17 protein-coding genes are annotated in these 16,948 nt (G+C 52.7%); 10 read left to right on the plus strand and 7 right to left on the minus strand.

Going from position 1 to position 16,948, the window contains the following annotated elements; genetic code table 11:
* The first annotated feature begins 139 nt into the window (after positions 1–139).
* The 4 genes from glnA (at position 140) to QP503_RS05170 (ending at position 6,234) form a co-directional block, all read left to right on the plus strand.
* Positions 140–1,564: a type I glutamate--ammonia ligase gene (glnA, locus tag QP503_RS05155; RefSeq protein WP_006681061.1), complete on the plus strand. Its 1,425-nt coding sequence runs from the start codon at positions 140–142 to the stop codon at positions 1,562–1,564.
* Between the two features lie 205 nt (positions 1,565–1,769).
* Positions 1,770–3,587 (plus strand): AMP-dependent synthetase/ligase, encoded by a 1,818-nt coding sequence (locus QP503_RS05160; RefSeq protein ID WP_103632612.1) that lies wholly within the window; start codon positions 1,770–1,772, stop codon positions 3,585–3,587.
* On the plus strand, positions 3,584–5,503 hold the full coding sequence (locus QP503_RS05165; protein ID WP_103632611.1) for an AMP-dependent synthetase/ligase: 1,920 nt from the start codon (positions 3,584–3,586) through the stop codon (positions 5,501–5,503). The genes QP503_RS05160 and QP503_RS05165 overlap by 4 nt, the downstream gene beginning before the upstream one ends.
* The gene (locus tag QP503_RS05170) at positions 5,500–6,234 is read left to right on the plus strand and encodes an SDR family oxidoreductase (protein ID WP_103632610.1); all 735 of its coding nucleotides are present in this window, start codon (positions 5,500–5,502) and stop codon (positions 6,232–6,234) included. The genes QP503_RS05165 and QP503_RS05170 overlap by 4 nt, the downstream gene beginning before the upstream one ends.
* On the opposite strand, the gene QP503_RS05175 is transcribed toward QP503_RS05170, so the two are convergent.
* The 6 genes from QP503_RS05175 to QP503_RS05200 form a co-directional block, all read right to left on the minus strand.
* Positions 6,227–6,361 carry a helix-turn-helix domain-containing protein gene (locus tag QP503_RS05175; RefSeq protein WP_219810934.1) on the minus strand — a complete coding sequence of 45 codons (135 nt, stop codon included), beginning with the start codon at positions 6,359–6,361 and terminating at the stop codon, positions 6,227–6,229. The genes QP503_RS05170 and QP503_RS05175 overlap by 8 nt on opposite strands.
* A 4-nt stretch (positions 6,362–6,365) precedes the next feature.
* On the minus strand, positions 6,366–6,800 hold the full coding sequence (locus QP503_RS05180) for a sigma-70 family RNA polymerase sigma factor (RefSeq protein WP_103632609.1): 435 nt from the start codon (positions 6,798–6,800) through the stop codon (positions 6,366–6,368).
* A 542-nt stretch (positions 6,801–7,342) separates the two neighbouring features.
* The gene (locus QP503_RS05185; protein ID WP_103632608.1) at positions 7,343–7,639 is read right to left on the minus strand and encodes a hypothetical protein; all 297 of its coding nucleotides are present in this window, start codon (positions 7,637–7,639) and stop codon (positions 7,343–7,345) included.
* 4 nt (positions 7,640–7,643) lie between these two features.
* Positions 7,644–8,408 (minus strand): ABC transporter permease, encoded by a 765-nt coding sequence (locus QP503_RS05190; RefSeq protein ID WP_103632607.1) that lies wholly within the window; start codon positions 8,406–8,408, stop codon positions 7,644–7,646.
* A 16-nt stretch (positions 8,409–8,424) separates the two neighbouring features.
* Positions 8,425–9,150 carry an ABC transporter permease gene (locus tag QP503_RS05195; RefSeq protein ID WP_103632606.1) on the minus strand — a complete coding sequence of 242 codons (726 nt, stop codon included), beginning with the start codon at positions 9,148–9,150 and terminating at the stop codon, positions 8,425–8,427.
* On the minus strand, positions 9,147–9,911 hold the full coding sequence (locus tag QP503_RS05200; RefSeq protein WP_103632605.1) for an ABC transporter ATP-binding protein: 765 nt from the start codon (positions 9,909–9,911) through the stop codon (positions 9,147–9,149). The genes QP503_RS05195 and QP503_RS05200 overlap by 4 nt, the downstream gene beginning before the upstream one ends.
* 142 nt (positions 9,912–10,053) lie before the next feature.
* Between QP503_RS05200 and QP503_RS05205 the strand changes: the two genes are divergently transcribed.
* The 4 genes from QP503_RS05205 (at position 10,054) to mobC (ending at position 13,076) form a co-directional block, all read left to right on the plus strand.
* On the plus strand, positions 10,054–10,755 hold the full coding sequence (locus QP503_RS05205) for a response regulator transcription factor (RefSeq protein WP_103632604.1): 702 nt from the start codon (positions 10,054–10,056) through the stop codon (positions 10,753–10,755).
* Positions 10,756–10,759: 4 nt separating this feature from the next.
* The gene (locus tag QP503_RS05210) at positions 10,760–12,124 is read left to right on the plus strand and encodes a sensor histidine kinase (RefSeq protein WP_103632603.1); all 1,365 of its coding nucleotides are present in this window, start codon (positions 10,760–10,762) and stop codon (positions 12,122–12,124) included.
* A 96-nt stretch (positions 12,125–12,220) separates the two neighbouring features.
* The gene (locus QP503_RS05215; protein ID WP_285101412.1) at positions 12,221–12,589 is read left to right on the plus strand and encodes a helix-turn-helix transcriptional regulator; all 369 of its coding nucleotides are present in this window, start codon (positions 12,221–12,223) and stop codon (positions 12,587–12,589) included.
* A 232-nt stretch (positions 12,590–12,821) separates the two neighbouring features.
* Positions 12,822–13,076 (plus strand): plasmid mobilization relaxosome protein MobC, encoded by a 255-nt coding sequence (mobC, locus tag QP503_RS08870; RefSeq protein WP_442822792.1) that lies wholly within the window; start codon positions 12,822–12,824, stop codon positions 13,074–13,076.
* Positions 13,077–13,319: 243 nt separating this feature from the next.
* On the opposite strand, the gene uvrA is transcribed toward mobC, so the two are convergent.
* Positions 13,320–16,190, minus strand: coding sequence for an excinuclease ABC subunit UvrA (gene uvrA / locus QP503_RS05230; protein ID WP_103632601.1), 2,871 nt, complete (start codon positions 16,188–16,190; stop codon positions 13,320–13,322).
* A gap of 83 nt (positions 16,191–16,273) precedes the next feature.
* Here uvrA and QP503_RS05235 point away from each other — a divergent pair, with 83 nt between their 5' ends.
* Both QP503_RS05235 and QP503_RS05240 read left to right on the plus strand, forming a co-directional pair.
* Positions 16,274–16,591, plus strand: a complete 318-nt coding sequence (locus QP503_RS05235; RefSeq protein WP_179369661.1) for a YciI family protein — start codon at positions 16,274–16,276, stop codon at positions 16,589–16,591.
* A 67-nt stretch (positions 16,592–16,658) separates the two neighbouring features.
* Positions 16,659–16,940 (plus strand): YciI family protein, encoded by a 282-nt coding sequence (locus tag QP503_RS05240; RefSeq protein WP_006681067.1) that lies wholly within the window; start codon positions 16,659–16,661, stop codon positions 16,938–16,940.
* Positions 16,941–16,948 lie beyond the last annotated feature (8 nt).

Consider the following 16,948-nt stretch of genomic DNA (forward strand, 5'->3'; position numbering starts at 1 on the left):
ACAAATGCGCCACATTTCGGACAATCTTTTTCGCGCATGAAACGCTATGTAATACCATCTATTTAGCGGTTGTTTGGCAAAGTTTTTACCAAACGTCTTGGCATCAACGCATTAATAACGTGCGATGGAAGGACACCTTATGTTCACCACCTCCGAAGAGGTTGTTTCGTTTATTACTGAACAGGACATTGAATTTGTTGATGTTCGCTTCTGCGACGTTCCCGGCGTCCAGCAGCACTTCACAATTCCTGCACAGGAGTTCATTGACGACGCCCTTGAGAATGGTTTGATGTTCGACGGATCGTCCGTGCGCGGTTTCACTGCTATTCACGAGTCTGACATGAAGCTCATCCCCGACATCACGTCAGCATTCGTCGACCCTTTCCGCGTCGCCAAGACTCTCGTCGTCAATTTCTCGATCGTTGACCCCTTCACCGACGAGCCCTTCTCTCGCGATCCTCGTCAGGTTGCAGCCAAGGCTGAGGCCTACCTACGTTCCACCGGTATCGCTGACGAATGCTTCATCGGCGCCGAAGCTGAGTTCTATCTCTTCAACGATGTCCGTTACGAGGTCAAGCCGAACTCAACGTTCTTCAAGGTTGACTCCCCCGAAGCATGGTGGAACACAGGCCGGCAAGAAGAAGGCGGCAACCGCGGATACAAGGTTGGCGTTAAGGGCGGCTACTTCCCTGTTTCACCCCAGGACCAGTACGCGGATATCCGCGATGAAATGGTTCGCAACCTTGCCGCAGTCGGCCTGAAGATTGAGCGCGCTCACCACGAGGTTGGTTCCGGTGGTCAGCAGGAAATCAACTACCGTTTCGCAACCCTGCAAAAGGCTGCGGACGACATGATGAAGTTCAAGTACGTCATCAAGAACACCGCTCTTGACTTTGACCACACGGCAACCTTCATGCCGAAGCCACTGTTCGGTGACAACGGTTCGGGTATGCACACCCACCTTTCGCTCTGGAAGAACGGCGAGCCGCTGTTCTACGACGAACGAGGCTACGGTTCACTCTCCGACACTGCTCGTTGGTTCATCGGAGGTCTGCTTGAACACGCTCCGGCACTGCTTGCTTTCACGAACCCGTCGGTCAATTCTTTCCGTCGCTTGGTTCCCGGCTTCGAAGCCCCGATTAACCTGGTGTACTCGGCGCGTAACCGCTCGGCATGTATCCGCATTCCTGTTACAGGTACGTCCCCGAAGGCGAAGCGCGTCGAATACCGTGTCCCGGACCCGTCGGCCAACCCGTACCTGTCTTTCGCGGCCTGCCTGATGGCCGGCATCGACGGCATCAAGCGTCGTATTGAGCCTGCTGCCCCAATCGATAAGGATCTCTACGAGCTTCCGCCGGCTGAATACCAGGACATCACGAAGCTCCCGAGCTCACTCGAAGCAGCCCTTGAGGCCCTGAGCAACGACCATGAGTTCCTCACTGAAGGCGACGTCTTCACCCAGGACCTCATCGACACATGGCTCGACTACAAGGAGGCGAACGAGGTCGCTCCTATGCGCGTGTACCCACACCCCTACGAGTATCACATGTACTTCGATCTCTGAGCCGAGTACTTGAGGGAGGCCCCGCTCATCCGTTTTCGGATCGGCGGGGCCTTTTGTCATACACATTGTCATACACACCACCGCGCGAATCGTGAGCAATCAAACGCCACCCAAAACCGGAGGGTCGCACACTAGTTGAAGGAGATGTAGGTAGGCTCAAGTTAATAAAAGAATTGAAATAAGTTCGCGACCACGGGAGGAATCCATGAAAAAGCTACGCGACGGCTCATTCACAGTGAAACCAAAGTTCAAGGTTGGGGCACACGAATCAGTATCCTCACTCTTGATTGCGCGTGCTCAGAAGCACCCCAAACAGGTCGCCGTCGAACAGCGCACTCCCGTTGGTCTTCCCCAACCGGTGACCGCCGAAGAGCTTCTTGCTCAAGTCAACGATGTGGCTCGCGGCTTGATCGGCCAGGGCATTCACCCCGGCGATGCCGTCGCGATCCTTTCATCAACCTCGTATGAATGGATGCTACTGGACTATGCCATCCTGTCTATCGGAGCTATCACCGTTCCCATTTACGAATCAGACTCTGCTGCTCAAATCGAACACATCCTGACCGACGCGAAGGTTATTCAGGTCTTCACCCAGACCAGCCAGCAGGCGGAACTTGTGGAAAGCGTCCGTACTCCCAACGTTCGCTTCATTGATTCCATTGACCGTGGCGCCATGCGCAATATCGCTACAGCTGCGCTCGGCATCGAGGCTTCAGAAGTTGAAGCACGCCGTATCAAAATCAAGAGCAGTGATCTGGCAACCATCATTTACACGTCGGGAACAACCGGCATGCCGAAGGGTGTCTGCCTGACTCACGCCAACTTTGTCGGCACAGCCTACGCAACTCGACAGGTACTCGGAGCGGTCATTGACTCCCCCGACACCCGCCTGCTTCTGTTCCTTCCCGTGGCACACGTACTCGCTCGCTTCGTCATGCACGTGGTGATCTCCGGCCAAGGAACACTCGGATTCTCCCCCGACATTAAGAACCTGCTTCCCGACATTGCCTCATTCAAGCCCTCCGTGTTGTTGGTTGTCCCGCGCGTCCTGGAAAAGGTCTACAACTCCGCAGCCGCGAAGGCCGGTAAGGGCATTAAAGGCAAGATTTTCTCCTGGTCCGCCAAGCAGGCAAGGTCGTGGGCAACTTCGAAAGAAAAGACGCTTGGCCCATCGCCGTTGAAGCGCGTGCGCCACTCGGTTGCTGACACTCTGGTTCTGAAGAAGATTCGTGAGATCCTGGGCCCGAACCTGAAGTACATCGTGTCCGGCGGAGCCCCGCTTGCATCGGATCTTGCACAGTTTTTCGGTGGCCTCGGCCTGAAGGTGCTGCAGGGCTACGGTCTTTCTGAAACGACCGGTCCCGCATGTGTCCAGCTACTGAATAACCACCCGTCTGGTTATGTCGGCCCCGTTCTGCCTGGTAATTACGTCAAGATCGCTGATGACGGCGAGATTCTTCTGAAAGGCGTTTCGGTGATGTCGGGGTACTACAATCTCTCCGACGCGACCGCAGACTCTTTTATTGACGGATGGTTCCGTACAGGTGACCTTGGCACCGTGGATAAGAACCTCGGAGTATCAATCACCGGCCGTAAGAAGGAATTGATCGTCACCGCCGGTGGAAAGAATGTTTCGCCCGAGGTCCTCGAAGAACAGCTGATCACCCACCCGCTGATCGCACATATTGTTGTCGTCGGTGATGCTCGCCCCTACATTGGCGCGCTGATCACCCTCGATTCCGATATGTTGCCCACATGGCTGAAGAATCACGGTCTCCCAATTGTGGACGCCGCACAGGCTGCGGATATGCCAGAAGTACGCGATTCCTTGGAGAAAGCAGTCACGCGTGCAAACAAAAGGGTGTCGCGTGCAGAGTCCATTCGGCGGTTGAGGATCATCGATCAGACGTTTACGGTGGAAAATGGATATATGACTCCGTCGCTGAAGCTTCGTCGCCATGCTGTGATCAAAGACTTCGCTCACGAGGTCGACGCACTCTACGCCGAAGGGCAAAAGAAATGACATTGATCCACGTTGACGCATCAACATGGGATAATCCTGCTACTCGCGTAGCCGATCCTGACTGGAACCTGCCCAAGATGATCCGACAGCGCGCAATTGACCACCCGAATCAAGTGGCGATTGAACGCCGAAACGGCGTTGGTCAGTGGCGTCCGATGACGATCAATGAGTTCGTTCGTCGTATCGACGATACGGCACGTGGCATGATCGGCCTTGGCCTGCAACCGGGCGCGCATCTTGCCATTCTTGCGCCCACGTCGTTCGAATGGGCGCTCATTGACCTCGCAGCGCTCAGCTGTGGCGCAGTCACGGTTCCGATCTATGAAACAGATTCTGCAGCACAGATCGAACACATCCTTGTCGACTCTGAAGTGACGATTGTTGTCACGGCAACAACGCAACAGGCAGACCTTGTCCGTTCGGTTGCACGCGATAACGTGACCATCATGTCGCTCGATAAAGGCGCCGAGCGCACAATTCTCGCTGCTGCTAAAGGCGTGAGGCTCGAACAGGTCAACGAACGCCTTGAGCTCCGTAAACTTCACGACGTTGCAACGATCATCTACACCTCGGGGACAACGGGTCGCCCAAAGGGCATTGAGCTGACGCACGGAAACTTCATTTCTTCTGCCATTCAGGCCTACGACTTCCTCCCGGACCTCATCAATTCTCCAAAGTCGCGCTCACTGCTCTTCCTGCCCGTCGCGCACTCTCTGGCACGCTTCGTCATGTACGCGTTGCTTGGCGGTCAGGGACGCGTCGCGTTCGTTCCGGATATGCGTAACCTGCTGACGGACATTTCGACCTTCAAGCCCACAATGCTCCTTGTCGTGCCTCGTGTTCTGGAGAAGGTGTACAACGCTGCAACCGCGAAGGCCGGTGGCGGTATCAAGGGCTCGCTTTTCTCATGGGCAGCAAACCAGGCGAAACAACTGTCGCATGCGACCGCATACACGAAGGCTCCTGAAATCGAACAGACCTCGGCCGTAGGCGCTCCGACCAGCCACACAACTCAGATTCCTTCAGCGTCTGCAGCCCCTTCTCCCGGTCCTTCCTTTGCGTTGAAGTCTCGCCTACGTGTTGCCGATGCTCTGGCTCTGCGCAAGGTGAAGTCAGTGCTTGGCCCGAACCTCCACACGATCATTTGCGGTGGCGCTCCCCTGGCAGCTGACCTTGCTCACTTCTACCGTGGCCTTGGTATTACCCTTCTGCAGGGCTACGGTCTGTCGGAGTCGACTGGGCCGATTGCCGTCGAATGGCCCTCGGACTTCCCGCCGGATTCGGTGGGCTTCCCCTGGCCGGGTAACACGATTCGTATCGATGACGACGGTGAGATCCTGATGAAGGGTGTCAGCGTCATGAAGGGCTATCACAACCTGCCGGAGGAAACTCAAGCCTCCTTCGTTGATGGCTGGTTCAAGTCCGGTGATTTGGGTGCTATCGACGAAACGGGCCACCTGCGTATTACGGGCCGTAAGAAGGAATTGATTGTCACCGCGGGTGGTAAGAATGTTTCGCCCGAGGTTTTGGAAGATTCCTTGCAAACACACCCGTTGATTTCGAGCGTGGTTGTTGTCGGTGATGCTCGCCCGTACATTGGAGCGCTCATCACCTTGGATGCTGAAATGCTCCCGATGTGGCTCGCATCGAAGGGACAGGATGTTGTAGATACGGCATCTGCTGCGAACCTTCCGGTCGTGCGTAAATCGCTCGAAAAGGCGATTGCTCGAGCGAATGAAAAGGTGTCGCGCGCAGAATCGATCCGCCGATATCGCATCGTCAACGCCGAATTCACAGTCGAGAACGGCTACATGACCCCGTCCCAGAAGCTGAAGCGCAACGTCGTTCTGCGCGACTTTGCCCACGAGGTCGATGCACTCTACTCCGACACAACTCAGAATGGAGACGCGCGATGACCGCTACAGTATCGTCCAATCGCCCAGTCGCTCTGGTCACCGGTGCCACTCGTGGCCTCGGACATGCGATTGCCGTTGAACTGGCGAAGACGCATCACGTCATCGTTGGCGGACGATCAGCCGAAGCAGTAGGTCGCGTGGTCGACGAGTTGGGTGATGCTTCCGCCTTTGTCGCCGATCTGACGAATGAGGACGAGGCCGCCCAAGCTCTTTCGGACGTGTTGGCCACAGTGGGGCGTCTCAATGTCCTCGTCAACAATGCTGGTGTTGGCAAGAAGGCGACGCTTGATCACACGACTCGCGACGATTGGCGCTGGGTCTTGGAAACCAACGTCATTGCTGCCGCTGACCTGACACGGATGTGTCTGCCGAAGCTACGCGAGAATTGCGGCACGGTCGTTGTCATCAACTCCGGTGCTGGTGTGCGCATCTATCCCTCTGATGCTGCGTACACGGTCTCGAAGTGGGCATTGCGTTCTTTCACCGATTGTCTGCGTGAAGCTGAACGTGGCCGGGTTCGCGTTGTCGCTATTCACCCTGGACGTATCGATACTGATATGCAGGTCGCTATGCAGGCTCAGGCTGGCAAGACCTACAACCCTGATGATCACATGCGTGCTTTTGATGTTGCGAAGACTGTGCGTCTTGCCGTCGATATGCCAGCCTCGACGAATGTCGACGAGCTACACATTCGAACGACCGAAGCGAAGAAAACCAACCCGTCTATCTGAGTTTCTTCGCTACGAAACCCTCATAATACCGGAGTACCTGATCCACAGCCTGAGAGTCCCCGTCACGGGCGGCGTCAATCACCGAAAGAGGAAGAAGCTCCTTGCCCTTGTAAGTGGGTTTCTTCATACCTTCAACCTCCCTTCGGCATGAGTGCGGCCAACTTGATCCGCCGCTCGGTCAATGATTTTGCCCTTCGCCGCTGAACGGCGCTGCAAGACATTCCAACAAGGCGGCCAACCTCCTGATCCGGCAAGTCCAGAACAAAATGCGGGATCAAAATACTCTGCTCCTGAACGGACAAACCGGCGAAGGCATCAGCCACAAGCTCGTTTTCGATATGCAGGTCATACCCGTGGGACGAGAATGTAAATCTGTCACTGGGGTAATGATCTACAACGCAGAGCTTGTCCATCTCCATTTGTGGAAGGTCGCTGAATGACAGTTCCCTGTCACGGCGCCTCTGCATTTCCCGGAGGTAGTCGATTGCCTCATGGTATAGTACAAGCTTGCAGTAAGCATCAAACTGGCACCGCTCGCCATAGTCATTGCGGGGGATCACATCCATCTTTTCCCCCCCCTTTCCTGGGGGAATGAGGTGGGTTTCTCCCTTTCCGCTAACAAGGCGAACGCAAAGCCGCTCGCTACCCGCTAAAAGCCTCCTTTTTGAAAATTTCTTAAAAAATTTTTTCGAAGTGGGCTTGTCTTCGGAAAACAGCAAAAGCGCCCAGCAAGTCGCAATGGACCTGCTGGGCGCAGAAATGTTTTATAAAGATGATTGCTATACATGGTATAGTTCATATCCAAAGCCGTACAACTCCAACGGAGGGGCTACGCTTTTTAACTGGTGCAGATCATGGATACTGCGAAATAAGAAGAAGGATACGGCAAATTAACCTCCAATCGGCTACCGCGCCCTTGCAGGTCATCAGCGGCGGCTCTGAAAATCAAAGCCGCCGCTTCATACGCGCATGAAAATATGTCTGCTCTGCTCTGTCTTTGAGGTTATCACTTAACCTATCGAAGCCGGAGCAGGCAATACAAGCCAGCAAAGAAACCGCGATCAGGCATCATCCAATAAATTTCTCAACTCTACGCATAACTGTTTCTTCACTGAACGAAAGTAAGGAACATGGCAAGCGCGACAATTCCCACCATCAGCAGCAGCCAAAAAACGCTGATTGCAGTTGATACAATATTGATTATACTGCGGCTTTCCCTGCTCCGCACACATACCACCGAAAGAATCAGGCCCAGCAGGACAAAAGCGATATTGGCTCCGGCCCAAGCGGTTCGGACTCCGTCCGACAGCGAAAGGTGCAGAAGCGATGGGGCAAGAGCCGCCAGCGGTAGGATGCTCACAATGAGCGCAGCGATACTAACTGGTTGAAGTTTTTTCTTTTCCATAGTTTTACCTCATTTCTTTTTTCCCAAATTGGGTGACAGCCAGCGCGAAAAACAGGCCAAACACCACAATCGCGCACGGCAGGAACGGAAACACCGAAAAAGCGGCGTCGGAAGTTTCTGCTGTAAAGTCATGGAGAGAGCAGGAAACGAGATAACCGCTGTAACAGTACGGGTAGGCGATCCACAGCGGCGTATTTGCAACCAATACACCGGGAATCACAAGCAGCAGATTTAATCCAACAGAAAGAAGCGGTTTTTCAAACAGCACAGTGATGGCCCACATAGCCGCAATGCACGGCAACATAGTCAGAAACAGCCCCAAGCACCATTTCAGAAGATATAGGATCGGCAGGGTTTCTGTTACTCCCATTGTCTGTGTCGCAATCAGCCCAGCGATTACAAATACGACAAGAAACACCACCATCTCCATAAACAGATAAAAGGTAAGCACACAGAATTTGGCAATGGATAATGCGCAGCGGCTGACCGGTAGCGCCAGCATTTTCAGAATCCCGTTATTTCCTGTTTCTCGTCCTGCGATCATCACGCAAACCACGATCATGCTGAATGGAAGCAGATAGTAGGCGTAAACAAGCGCACTTTGAATAAACATGGCAGGCCACGCATTGGTGTATTCCGGTGTAAAGTAGTTGCTCAAACTCGCAACCCCGGAAACCACCACCAATAAAGGTGCAATGAAAATCAGGGGTACGATTTTGGAGCGTTTTACTTTCATAAACTCGATTTTGAGTAAATCCAAAAAGCTCATTTCTTATTATCCCTCCTTACTCGTAGCGTCTGTACTTCGCCAGCCACAAGCCCACAGCAAGGAACAACAGTGTTTCCACCAAAGCGACAAGGGCAACCGTCGAATCAGGCTGGGCGCTCTTGGCTACTGCTGGTTTCAGAATAATCACAACAGGATGCACCAGCAAAAGCGTCAGTCCCGAATTTGCAAGGGCCATACCACTCAGAAAACCGGCAACACCAATTCCAAGCGGCACCCACATATTTTCAAAGCGCGAGGAAATCAGCAGCATAAACGACAGTACCGGCATGGATGTGAGAAAAGAGTATCCGGCAAAGCGTACCAGCGTACCCATCTCAAATGCTCCGTCCGGCAAGTCCGTCATTCCGATCTGTGCAAGTGCCAGGTTTTGCAGCACGATTGCAATCAAAAACATGACCGTCAGAATCAGAAATTTGCACAGATACATGGTCGGGACGCTGACGGGAAGCATATACATCTTCTTTACGGCACTTCCCTTAAATTCCATGTTGTAGATCATGCAGGTAGCAACTACGATACCGAACAGATTCAGCACCATAATCATGCCGTAGAGCTGGGTCAACAAGACATCCATCGGGGCCAGCGGCAGATTCAGAAGCGTGTCTTTCCGCACAATGAAATCGACAAATGCGCAGGCGGCTCCCAAGACACCAACGGCCAGCAGCACGGGAATCGCGCCGGTTCGCTTTTCTTTCCGAAGTTCGATTGCCAGCGTTTTCATAATTTTGCCCGCTGCTTTCTGTCCATGTTATCTTTCTCAACCATAGAAAGGAACACATCTTCCAGATTGTTCGCAGCGAAGCCGGATTGCAGGGCGTATTGACGCAGATCATTCATGCTTCCCTCAAACAGCAGCCGCCCGTGGTTGAGAATCCCAATGTCATCTGCAATCAATTCGATTTCAGACAGCATATGGGACGAGATCAGCACCGTGCAGTCGTAAAGGCTGGGCAAAGATTTTACCAGATTGCGGATTTCGTGGATACCAGACGGGTCAAGACCGTTTGTGGGTTCGTCCAGAATCAGAATCGGCGGACGCCCCAAGAGCGCCCCGGCAAGGCCCAAGCGTTGCTTCATTCCCAGCGAATACTGTTTTGCCAGCCGGTCGCCAAACTCGGTCAGCCCTACCAGTTCCAGAGCATCTTCCACATCAGCTTTCGGCAGTCCCAAAATGCGGCGGATAATGTCAAGATTTTCCCGCCCGGTGAGATTTGCGTAGAAAGATGGCGCTTCGATGAAAGAGCCGATCTCTTTGAGAATGGCAATCCGATCCTGCGGAAACTGTTTCCCATCAATGGTAAAGCTGCCTTTTGTGGGAGCGGTCAACCCCAACAGCATTTTCATGGTAGTGGATTTGCCTGCCCCGTTCGGGCCAAGAAAACCATAAATGCTGCCCTTGCGAATATGAAGCGAAACATGATTGACCGAAGTGAAGTTCTTATATTTCTTGGTCAAATGTTCCGTTGTAATGATATAGTCCATAGAAACATCTCCTTTCGATGCTTCTACGGTACAACTTCAACCTGACATCTACATTCTCCCGTCCTTACTTTTACCTTACTTTTTGAGGATGCCCTCCGCAGACTTTAAATCCTTTTTTATAATACTTTCGGGAGGTGACGCTATGGACAACTCTTTTCTGCATCGAAAGAAGCTCTTGCTTGTAGACGATGAGCCGGATCTGCTGAAAATGGTATCCGATATTTTAAGCGATGCCGGTTTTGAAACCATACTTACTGCCGCAACAGTAAAAGAAGCCATACTAATGACAGAAAAAGAAAAACCCAACTTGATGGTTTTGGATGTCATGTTGCCAGATGGGGACGGCTTTTCCCTGATGAAGCAGCTCCGCACTTTTACAAATGTGCCAATCATCTTTCTGACCGCAAAAGACGAAGCAGCAGACAAGCTGGCCGGTCTTGGCCTTGGAGCAGACGATTATATTTCAAAGCCTTTTATGCCGCAGGAGCTATTGCTGCGTGTCTATGCGGTTTTGCGCCGAACTTATAAAGAGGACAGCCCGCGGGTTTTCCTGGATGGATGTACGATTGATTTTAGCCGGGCAGAGGTCAACAAAGGCGGCGAGATTATCCTCCTGACCGCAAAAGAGCATACCCTGTTGGAAACGCTGGCCCGCAACGAGGGAAAGATTGTTACGGTTGACGCTCTTTGTGAAGCATTATGGGGCGACAATCCTTTCGGCTATGAAAATAGCCTGAATGCCCATGTACGGCGGATTCGGGAAAAAATTGAAGCCGATCCCTCAAAGCCCGTTTCCCTGATTACGATTAAGGGGCTGGGTTATAAACTGATTACAAGGAAGTGACGCCTTGAAATCTTTTGGCACCTATATTTCAAAGCACTTGGTGTCTTTCGCTGCATTTCTTCTGATCCTGGTAATTGTCAATGTCGTTCTGTTTGGCGTGACTTTCTATCACACAGTTTCAGAGGATTACGGAGAAGCGTCCCCGCGCGCCATGCTTGAGCTGACCTCTACTGCGGCTACCATAGAGGGTTTGCCCGATTACGCAGAGCAGAAATTGCGCCAGTACAATATCTGGGCCATGTATCTAACGTCAACGGGCGAATGTTTCTGGCGGCTCGATGTGCCACAAGAAGTGCCGCAACATTACAGCATTCAAGAGGTAGCTTCATTTTCCAAAGGCTATCTGGAGGATTATCCCGTTTTTGTCTGGAGTACAGAGGATGGATTGTTAGTTTTAGGGTATCCAAAGAATAGCTATATGAAGCTCACCAGCAACTACTATTCCATGGAGGCTATTCAGAAAATTCCCCTCTATGTGATAGGAACGTTGGGCATGGATGTGCTGTGCCTGTTTTTGGCCTACTATTTTTCAAAACGCAGGATCATCCAGAACACGGAACCGATTGTAGATGCCATTGAAACATTGGCCGATGGCAAACCCGTTTCTCTCCATATTGATAGAGAGTTATCCGAAATTGCGGGCAGCGTAAATAAAGCCTCTCTGATATTAAGCAGGCAAAACGAAGCCAGAGCCAACTGGATCAGCGGGGTCTCTCATGACATCCGAACTCCGCTTTCTATGATTATGGGCTATGCAGACCGGATCGCCGCAGACAAAACAGCCAGTGAGGGGGTAAAAGAGCAGGCTCTGATCGTGCAAAAGCAAAGCGCTAAAATCAAAGAACTCGTGCAGGATTTGAATTTAGTGTCTCAACTGGAATATGAAATGCAGCCGCTTCACAAGGAGAAAATACGCCTGTCTAAACTCCTTCGTTCCTATGTGTCGGAACTGCTCAACTCCGGGATTTTGGATGCCTATACGGTTGAAATTGAAATTACGCCAGAAGCAGAAAATGCCAGGCTGGAATGTGATACCCGCTTGATTTCACGGGCAATCAACAATCTTGTGCAGAACAGCATCAAACACAATCCGGGAGGCTGCGAAATTCGGCTTGATCTGGAAAATGCACATGATGGTCTTACGCTCTCTGTTGCAGATAACGGAGTAGGTCTGTCTCCTGAAAAGCGACAAGACCTAGAAGAAAAGCCACACTACATGGAAAGTATAGATGAGCGTCTGGATTTGCGGCATGGGTTGGGGATTTTGATTGTTCAGCAGATTATGGCAGCACATAAAGGCACAATGCAAATCGAAAACGTAGTGCCACATGGATGTAAGACGATATTGACATTTTCGAATTCTGATTAGTTCACAGAAATATGAAATATAAAGTTTAAGAAAACTGCATATGACATCATTCCACGGGCAATCTATGAAATATAGAATGTATGTGGGTGATGCTAAATAGCAAAAGTTAAAGACTGCCCTGGCTTTGAAACCTTCGGTGCGGATGTAAAAGAAGCACGGAAGGCGAAGAACCTTGCACGAAAAGATTTAGCCGAAAAGGTGAATATTGATACCAGGTATCTTGCCAACATTGAAAACGAGGGTACGATCACCAGCCTGCCGGTCATCATACAGCTTGTAAAAATCTGCGGCCTGTCGATGGAGAGATATTTCAATCCAGAGGTCATGCGAGAGGAAAGCGAGCTGCGCCAGCGGGTCGGACAGAAGTTAAAGCCCTGCCCAGAACAGTATTTTCCTATCGTGGAGGGTGCCATTGACGGGGCCTTAAAAATTGAAAAGCCGAATGAAGAAACGGAGGGTGTCTGAACATCCTCTGTTTTTCTTATTTTGCGGGCATTTTAAGGTTTCCGAAACGCTTTATAAGTAGGGATAAGATACGGTAGCAAGCACAGCAAGTGAGTACCCACTTGCGAAATTTCTGCTTGTTGGGATAATTCCAAACCCTTATGCGGAAGGTCGGCGGCACATGGCAAGTCGAAAACGGAATATTCAAATGAAATTTTATGTCACGGAGGATAAAAACGGCTCATAGACAAAAATGAGCCAGTTACCGACACGCAGATATGGCGCCTACCTCCGAAAGATGGCGATTGACGGGTATATCACCTATACGGACACCGCAGATATCAAGGCATTTACCAAAGAGCTTTCCATCATCGGTCGGAACATCAACCAGATCGCCAAGCGGATCAATGCCGGAGGCACTGCGTATCAGGCCGACATGGATGAGATACGGGAAAGGCTGGACGAGATATGGCAGTTACAAAGACGCATCCTATCAAGTCAACGCTGAAAGCAGCCATTGACTATATCTGCAACCCGGAGAAAACGGATGGGAAGCTGCTTGTATCCGCCCATGGCTGCGCCGCCGAAACCGCGGATATCGAATTTTCCTGGACCCGCCGCCACTGTTACTGCCCGAACTTGACCGGACAAAAGGGGGTCGCCGATCAATCATGATCGGTGCCCCCTCGTTATGCTCGCCTATTCGCAGATCAAAGGAGTAGCAGAAGCATCGTCCTTACTTCTTCTTGGCTCAGACCTTCTTCTTCGCGACAGACTGGTTCTTCGCACTCGCGAGAATATCTGCCAGGAACTCCCCGGTAAACGACCCCTTCACCTTCGCAACTGCTTCTGGTGTTCCTTCAGCAATGACGCGACCACCACCGGAACCACCTTCGGGGCCCATATCAACGATCCAATCAGCGCACTTGATGACGTCCAGGTTGTGCTCAATGACGATGACCGTATTGCCTTTGTCAACCAGCGATTGCAAAACCAGCAGGAGCTTGCGAATATCCTCGGAATGTAAGCCGGTCGTCGGCTCGTCCAGCACATAGATCGTTCGTCCAGTCGAACGACGCTGCAGTTCGGACGCGAGCTTCACACGCTGTGCTTCGCCACCCGACAGTGTTGTTGCCGCCTGCCCCAATCGCACGTAACCCAGGCCAACCTCGACAAGGGTATTGAGATGTCGCGCAATCCTGGAGATCGGCGCGAAAAACTCCGCCGCTTCAGACACCGGCATATTCAGAACGTCTGCGACTGACTTCCCCTTGTAAAGAATCTCCAAGGTTTCACGGTTGTACCGTGCACCATGGCACACTTCGCAGGGAACGTACACGTCAGGCAGGAAGTTCATTTCGATCTTTAACGTGCCGTCGCCCTTGCAGGATTCACAGCGTCCGCCTTTCACATTGAAGGAGAAACGGCCCGGACCGTAGCCTCGTACCTTCGCTTCCTGTGTTTCCGCGAACAGCTTACGAATCGCATCCCACACGCCCGTATACGTCGCAGGGTTCGAACGTGGCGTACGACCGATCGGCGACTGATCAACGTGGACAACCTTATCGAGATGCTCGAGGCCACTCATTGAACGGTAACGACCTGACACAAGGCGCGCACCGTTCAAGCGCGATGCCAGCGTGCGGTACAGAATCGAATTCACCAGCGTGGACTTTCCCGAACCGGACACGCCCGTCACAGCGGTAAAGGTGCCGAGAGGGAACGAAACTGTCACGTCGTTGAGGTTATGCTCGCGTGCACCCTTGATCGTCAGCATGCGCTCGGGATCAACCGGGCGACGAGTAGCTGGCACTCCGATGGAACGACGGCCCGACAGGTAGTCGCCAGTCAGTGATTTCTTGTTGTTCTTCAAGTCTTCCAGAGTGCCGGAGTGGACAATCCAGCCACCCGTTTCACCGGCGCCTGGACCGATATCGACGATCCAGTCAGCGGCTTCCATCGTTTCTTCATCGTGCTCGACAATAATCAGCGTATTGCCAAGGTCGCGAAGACGCTTCAAGGTATCGATGAGCTTGCGATTGTCACGCTGGTGCAGACCGATCGACGGTTCGTCGAGCACATACAGGACGCCAACCAAACCGGAGCCAATCTGCGTGGCTAGACGAATACGCTGCGCTTCGCCGCCCGACAGTGTTCCGGCACCACGTGACAGCGTCAGATAGGTCAGGCCAACATCGACAAGGAAATCGAGGCGAGCACGAATCTCCTGCAGGATTGGCTTGGCAATCGCCTGCGAACGCTGATCCAACTCCAACGCATTGAGGTGTGCGCGGGCATCTGAAATCGACAGGTCAGACAGTTCAGCAATCGATAGATCGCCCACTGTCACCGCAAGAACCTCGGGACGCAGACGAGCCCCCTGACACGTCGGACACGGAACCTCACGCATATAGGCGTTGAGCTTCTCCGACACCCATTCCGATTCGGTTTCCTGGCGCTTGCGCTCAACGTAGGTGACGGCACCTTCGAAGCCCGTCGTGTACGAGCGTTCGCGTCCCCATCTGTTGCGGAACTTGACCTTGACCTCGTAGTCCTTACCAAACAGGATGGCTTCGCGGACGTTGTCGGGCAGGGCCTTCCACGGAGTTGTCATCTCGAATCCGAGTTCACCGGACAAGGACTCCAGCAGGCGCTTGTGGTACTTGAAGTTCGAGTTCCACACGATCACCGCACCGTCGGCCAGCGACAGTTCCTCGTCGGGAACCAGTAGGTCAGGATCAACTTCAAGTTTCGACCCAATACCCGTACAGTCTGGGCAGGCACCGTAGGGAGCGTTAAAAGAGAATGTACGAGGTTCGATTTCTTCCAACGCTAGCGGGTGGTCGTTCGGGCACGAACGCTTTTCCGAGTATCGGCGACGACGATCAGGATCGTCCTCGTCCAAGTCGACCATGTCAATAATGACGAGGCCATCGGACAGACGGAGAGCTGTTTCTACCGAATCAGTAAGGCGCTGGCGCATACCGGAACGCACCACGAGCCGGTCAATGACGACCTCGATCGTGTGGCGCAGTTTCTTTTCCAAAACCGGAGCGTTCTCGAGTCGAACCAATTCGCCGTCGATGATCGCACGCGTGTAGCCGGACGTCTTCAGCTCATTGATCAGGTCCTGATACTCACCCTTGCGTCCACGCACGACCGGCGACAGAACCTGGAAACGCGTTCCCTCGTCCATGGAACGCACTCGGTCCACAATCTGCTGGGGAGTCTGCGCCTGAATGCGTGCGCCACACTTCGGGCAGTGAGCGATCCCCGCACGCGCGTACAGCAAACGCAGGTAGTCGTGAATCTCAGTAATCGTGCCAACCGTGGAACGCGGGTTGCGCGATGTCGACTTCTGGTCAATCGAGACCGCGGGCGACAGACCCTCGATGAAATCGACGTCGGGTTTGTCCATCTGACCGAGGAACTGGCGCGCGTACGACGACAGAGACTCCACGTATCGACGCTGGCCCTCTGCGAAGATCGTATCGAATGCCAACGATGACTTACCGGAGCCGGAAAGTCCCGTAAAAACAATCATTGTGTCTCGAGGCAACTCGAGGCTGACATCCTTCAAGTTATGCTCGCGAGCACCAGAAATAACTAAAGATTCATGCACCCTAACAGTCTACTCGGCGCCGAGTTCGAATGTCGTACATGTGTTCCATCGTCAAACGGCAGTTTAACTGGCATTATGAGGCAATGAGCCTCTACATGATCGAATACACCTACGACCATTCACTCGAGTCGTTGATCCAGTCATTCAGGCCCGCTCACCGCCAGTTCCTGCGAGACCTGCATTCACGCGACATTGTGGTGGCTTCCGGCTTCCTGCGTGATAGGGGAGAAAATGATGCGCTGATTATTCTTCGCGCCAATTCGGCTCAGGATGTTTTCAAGATCCTCGCTGACGACCCTTTTGCTCTTCAGGGTTTTGTCGAAACCTGCAAGATTCGCGAATGGGTGCCGACGATCGGCTTCGGGGCCGAAGGGTTCGATACGGAATTCCCCTTTTCGTAAGAGAATTGACGAGGCCTGGCGTGGCGTTTCATATGCAATCACCGCCCGTTGCGCCTACCGTTGAGTCATGGCTTACTTTGCAGTGACTTACGTTTATGACCCTGCCCAATCAGCGCTGATGGACGAGGTTCGTCCCAAGCACCGCGCATTCTTAACGCAGTTGAAGGACGACGGATTTAACGTGGCCTCGGGCCCCGTTACCGGCGGTCATCCGACGGCTCTGCTGATTTTCGAAGCTGAGAACGCCGATAAGGTCGCGTCACTTCTTGATGAGGATCCGTTCAAGGAGGCCGGTGTCATTCGTGAACGTATCATCGGCGAGTGGAATCCGGTGATTAACCGCTTCTGATTGTTCAG

The organism is Pauljensenia sp. UMB0895 (assembly GCF_030218905.1).
Taxonomy (GTDB): domain Bacteria; phylum Actinomycetota; class Actinomycetes; order Actinomycetales; family Actinomycetaceae; genus Pauljensenia; species Pauljensenia turicensis_A.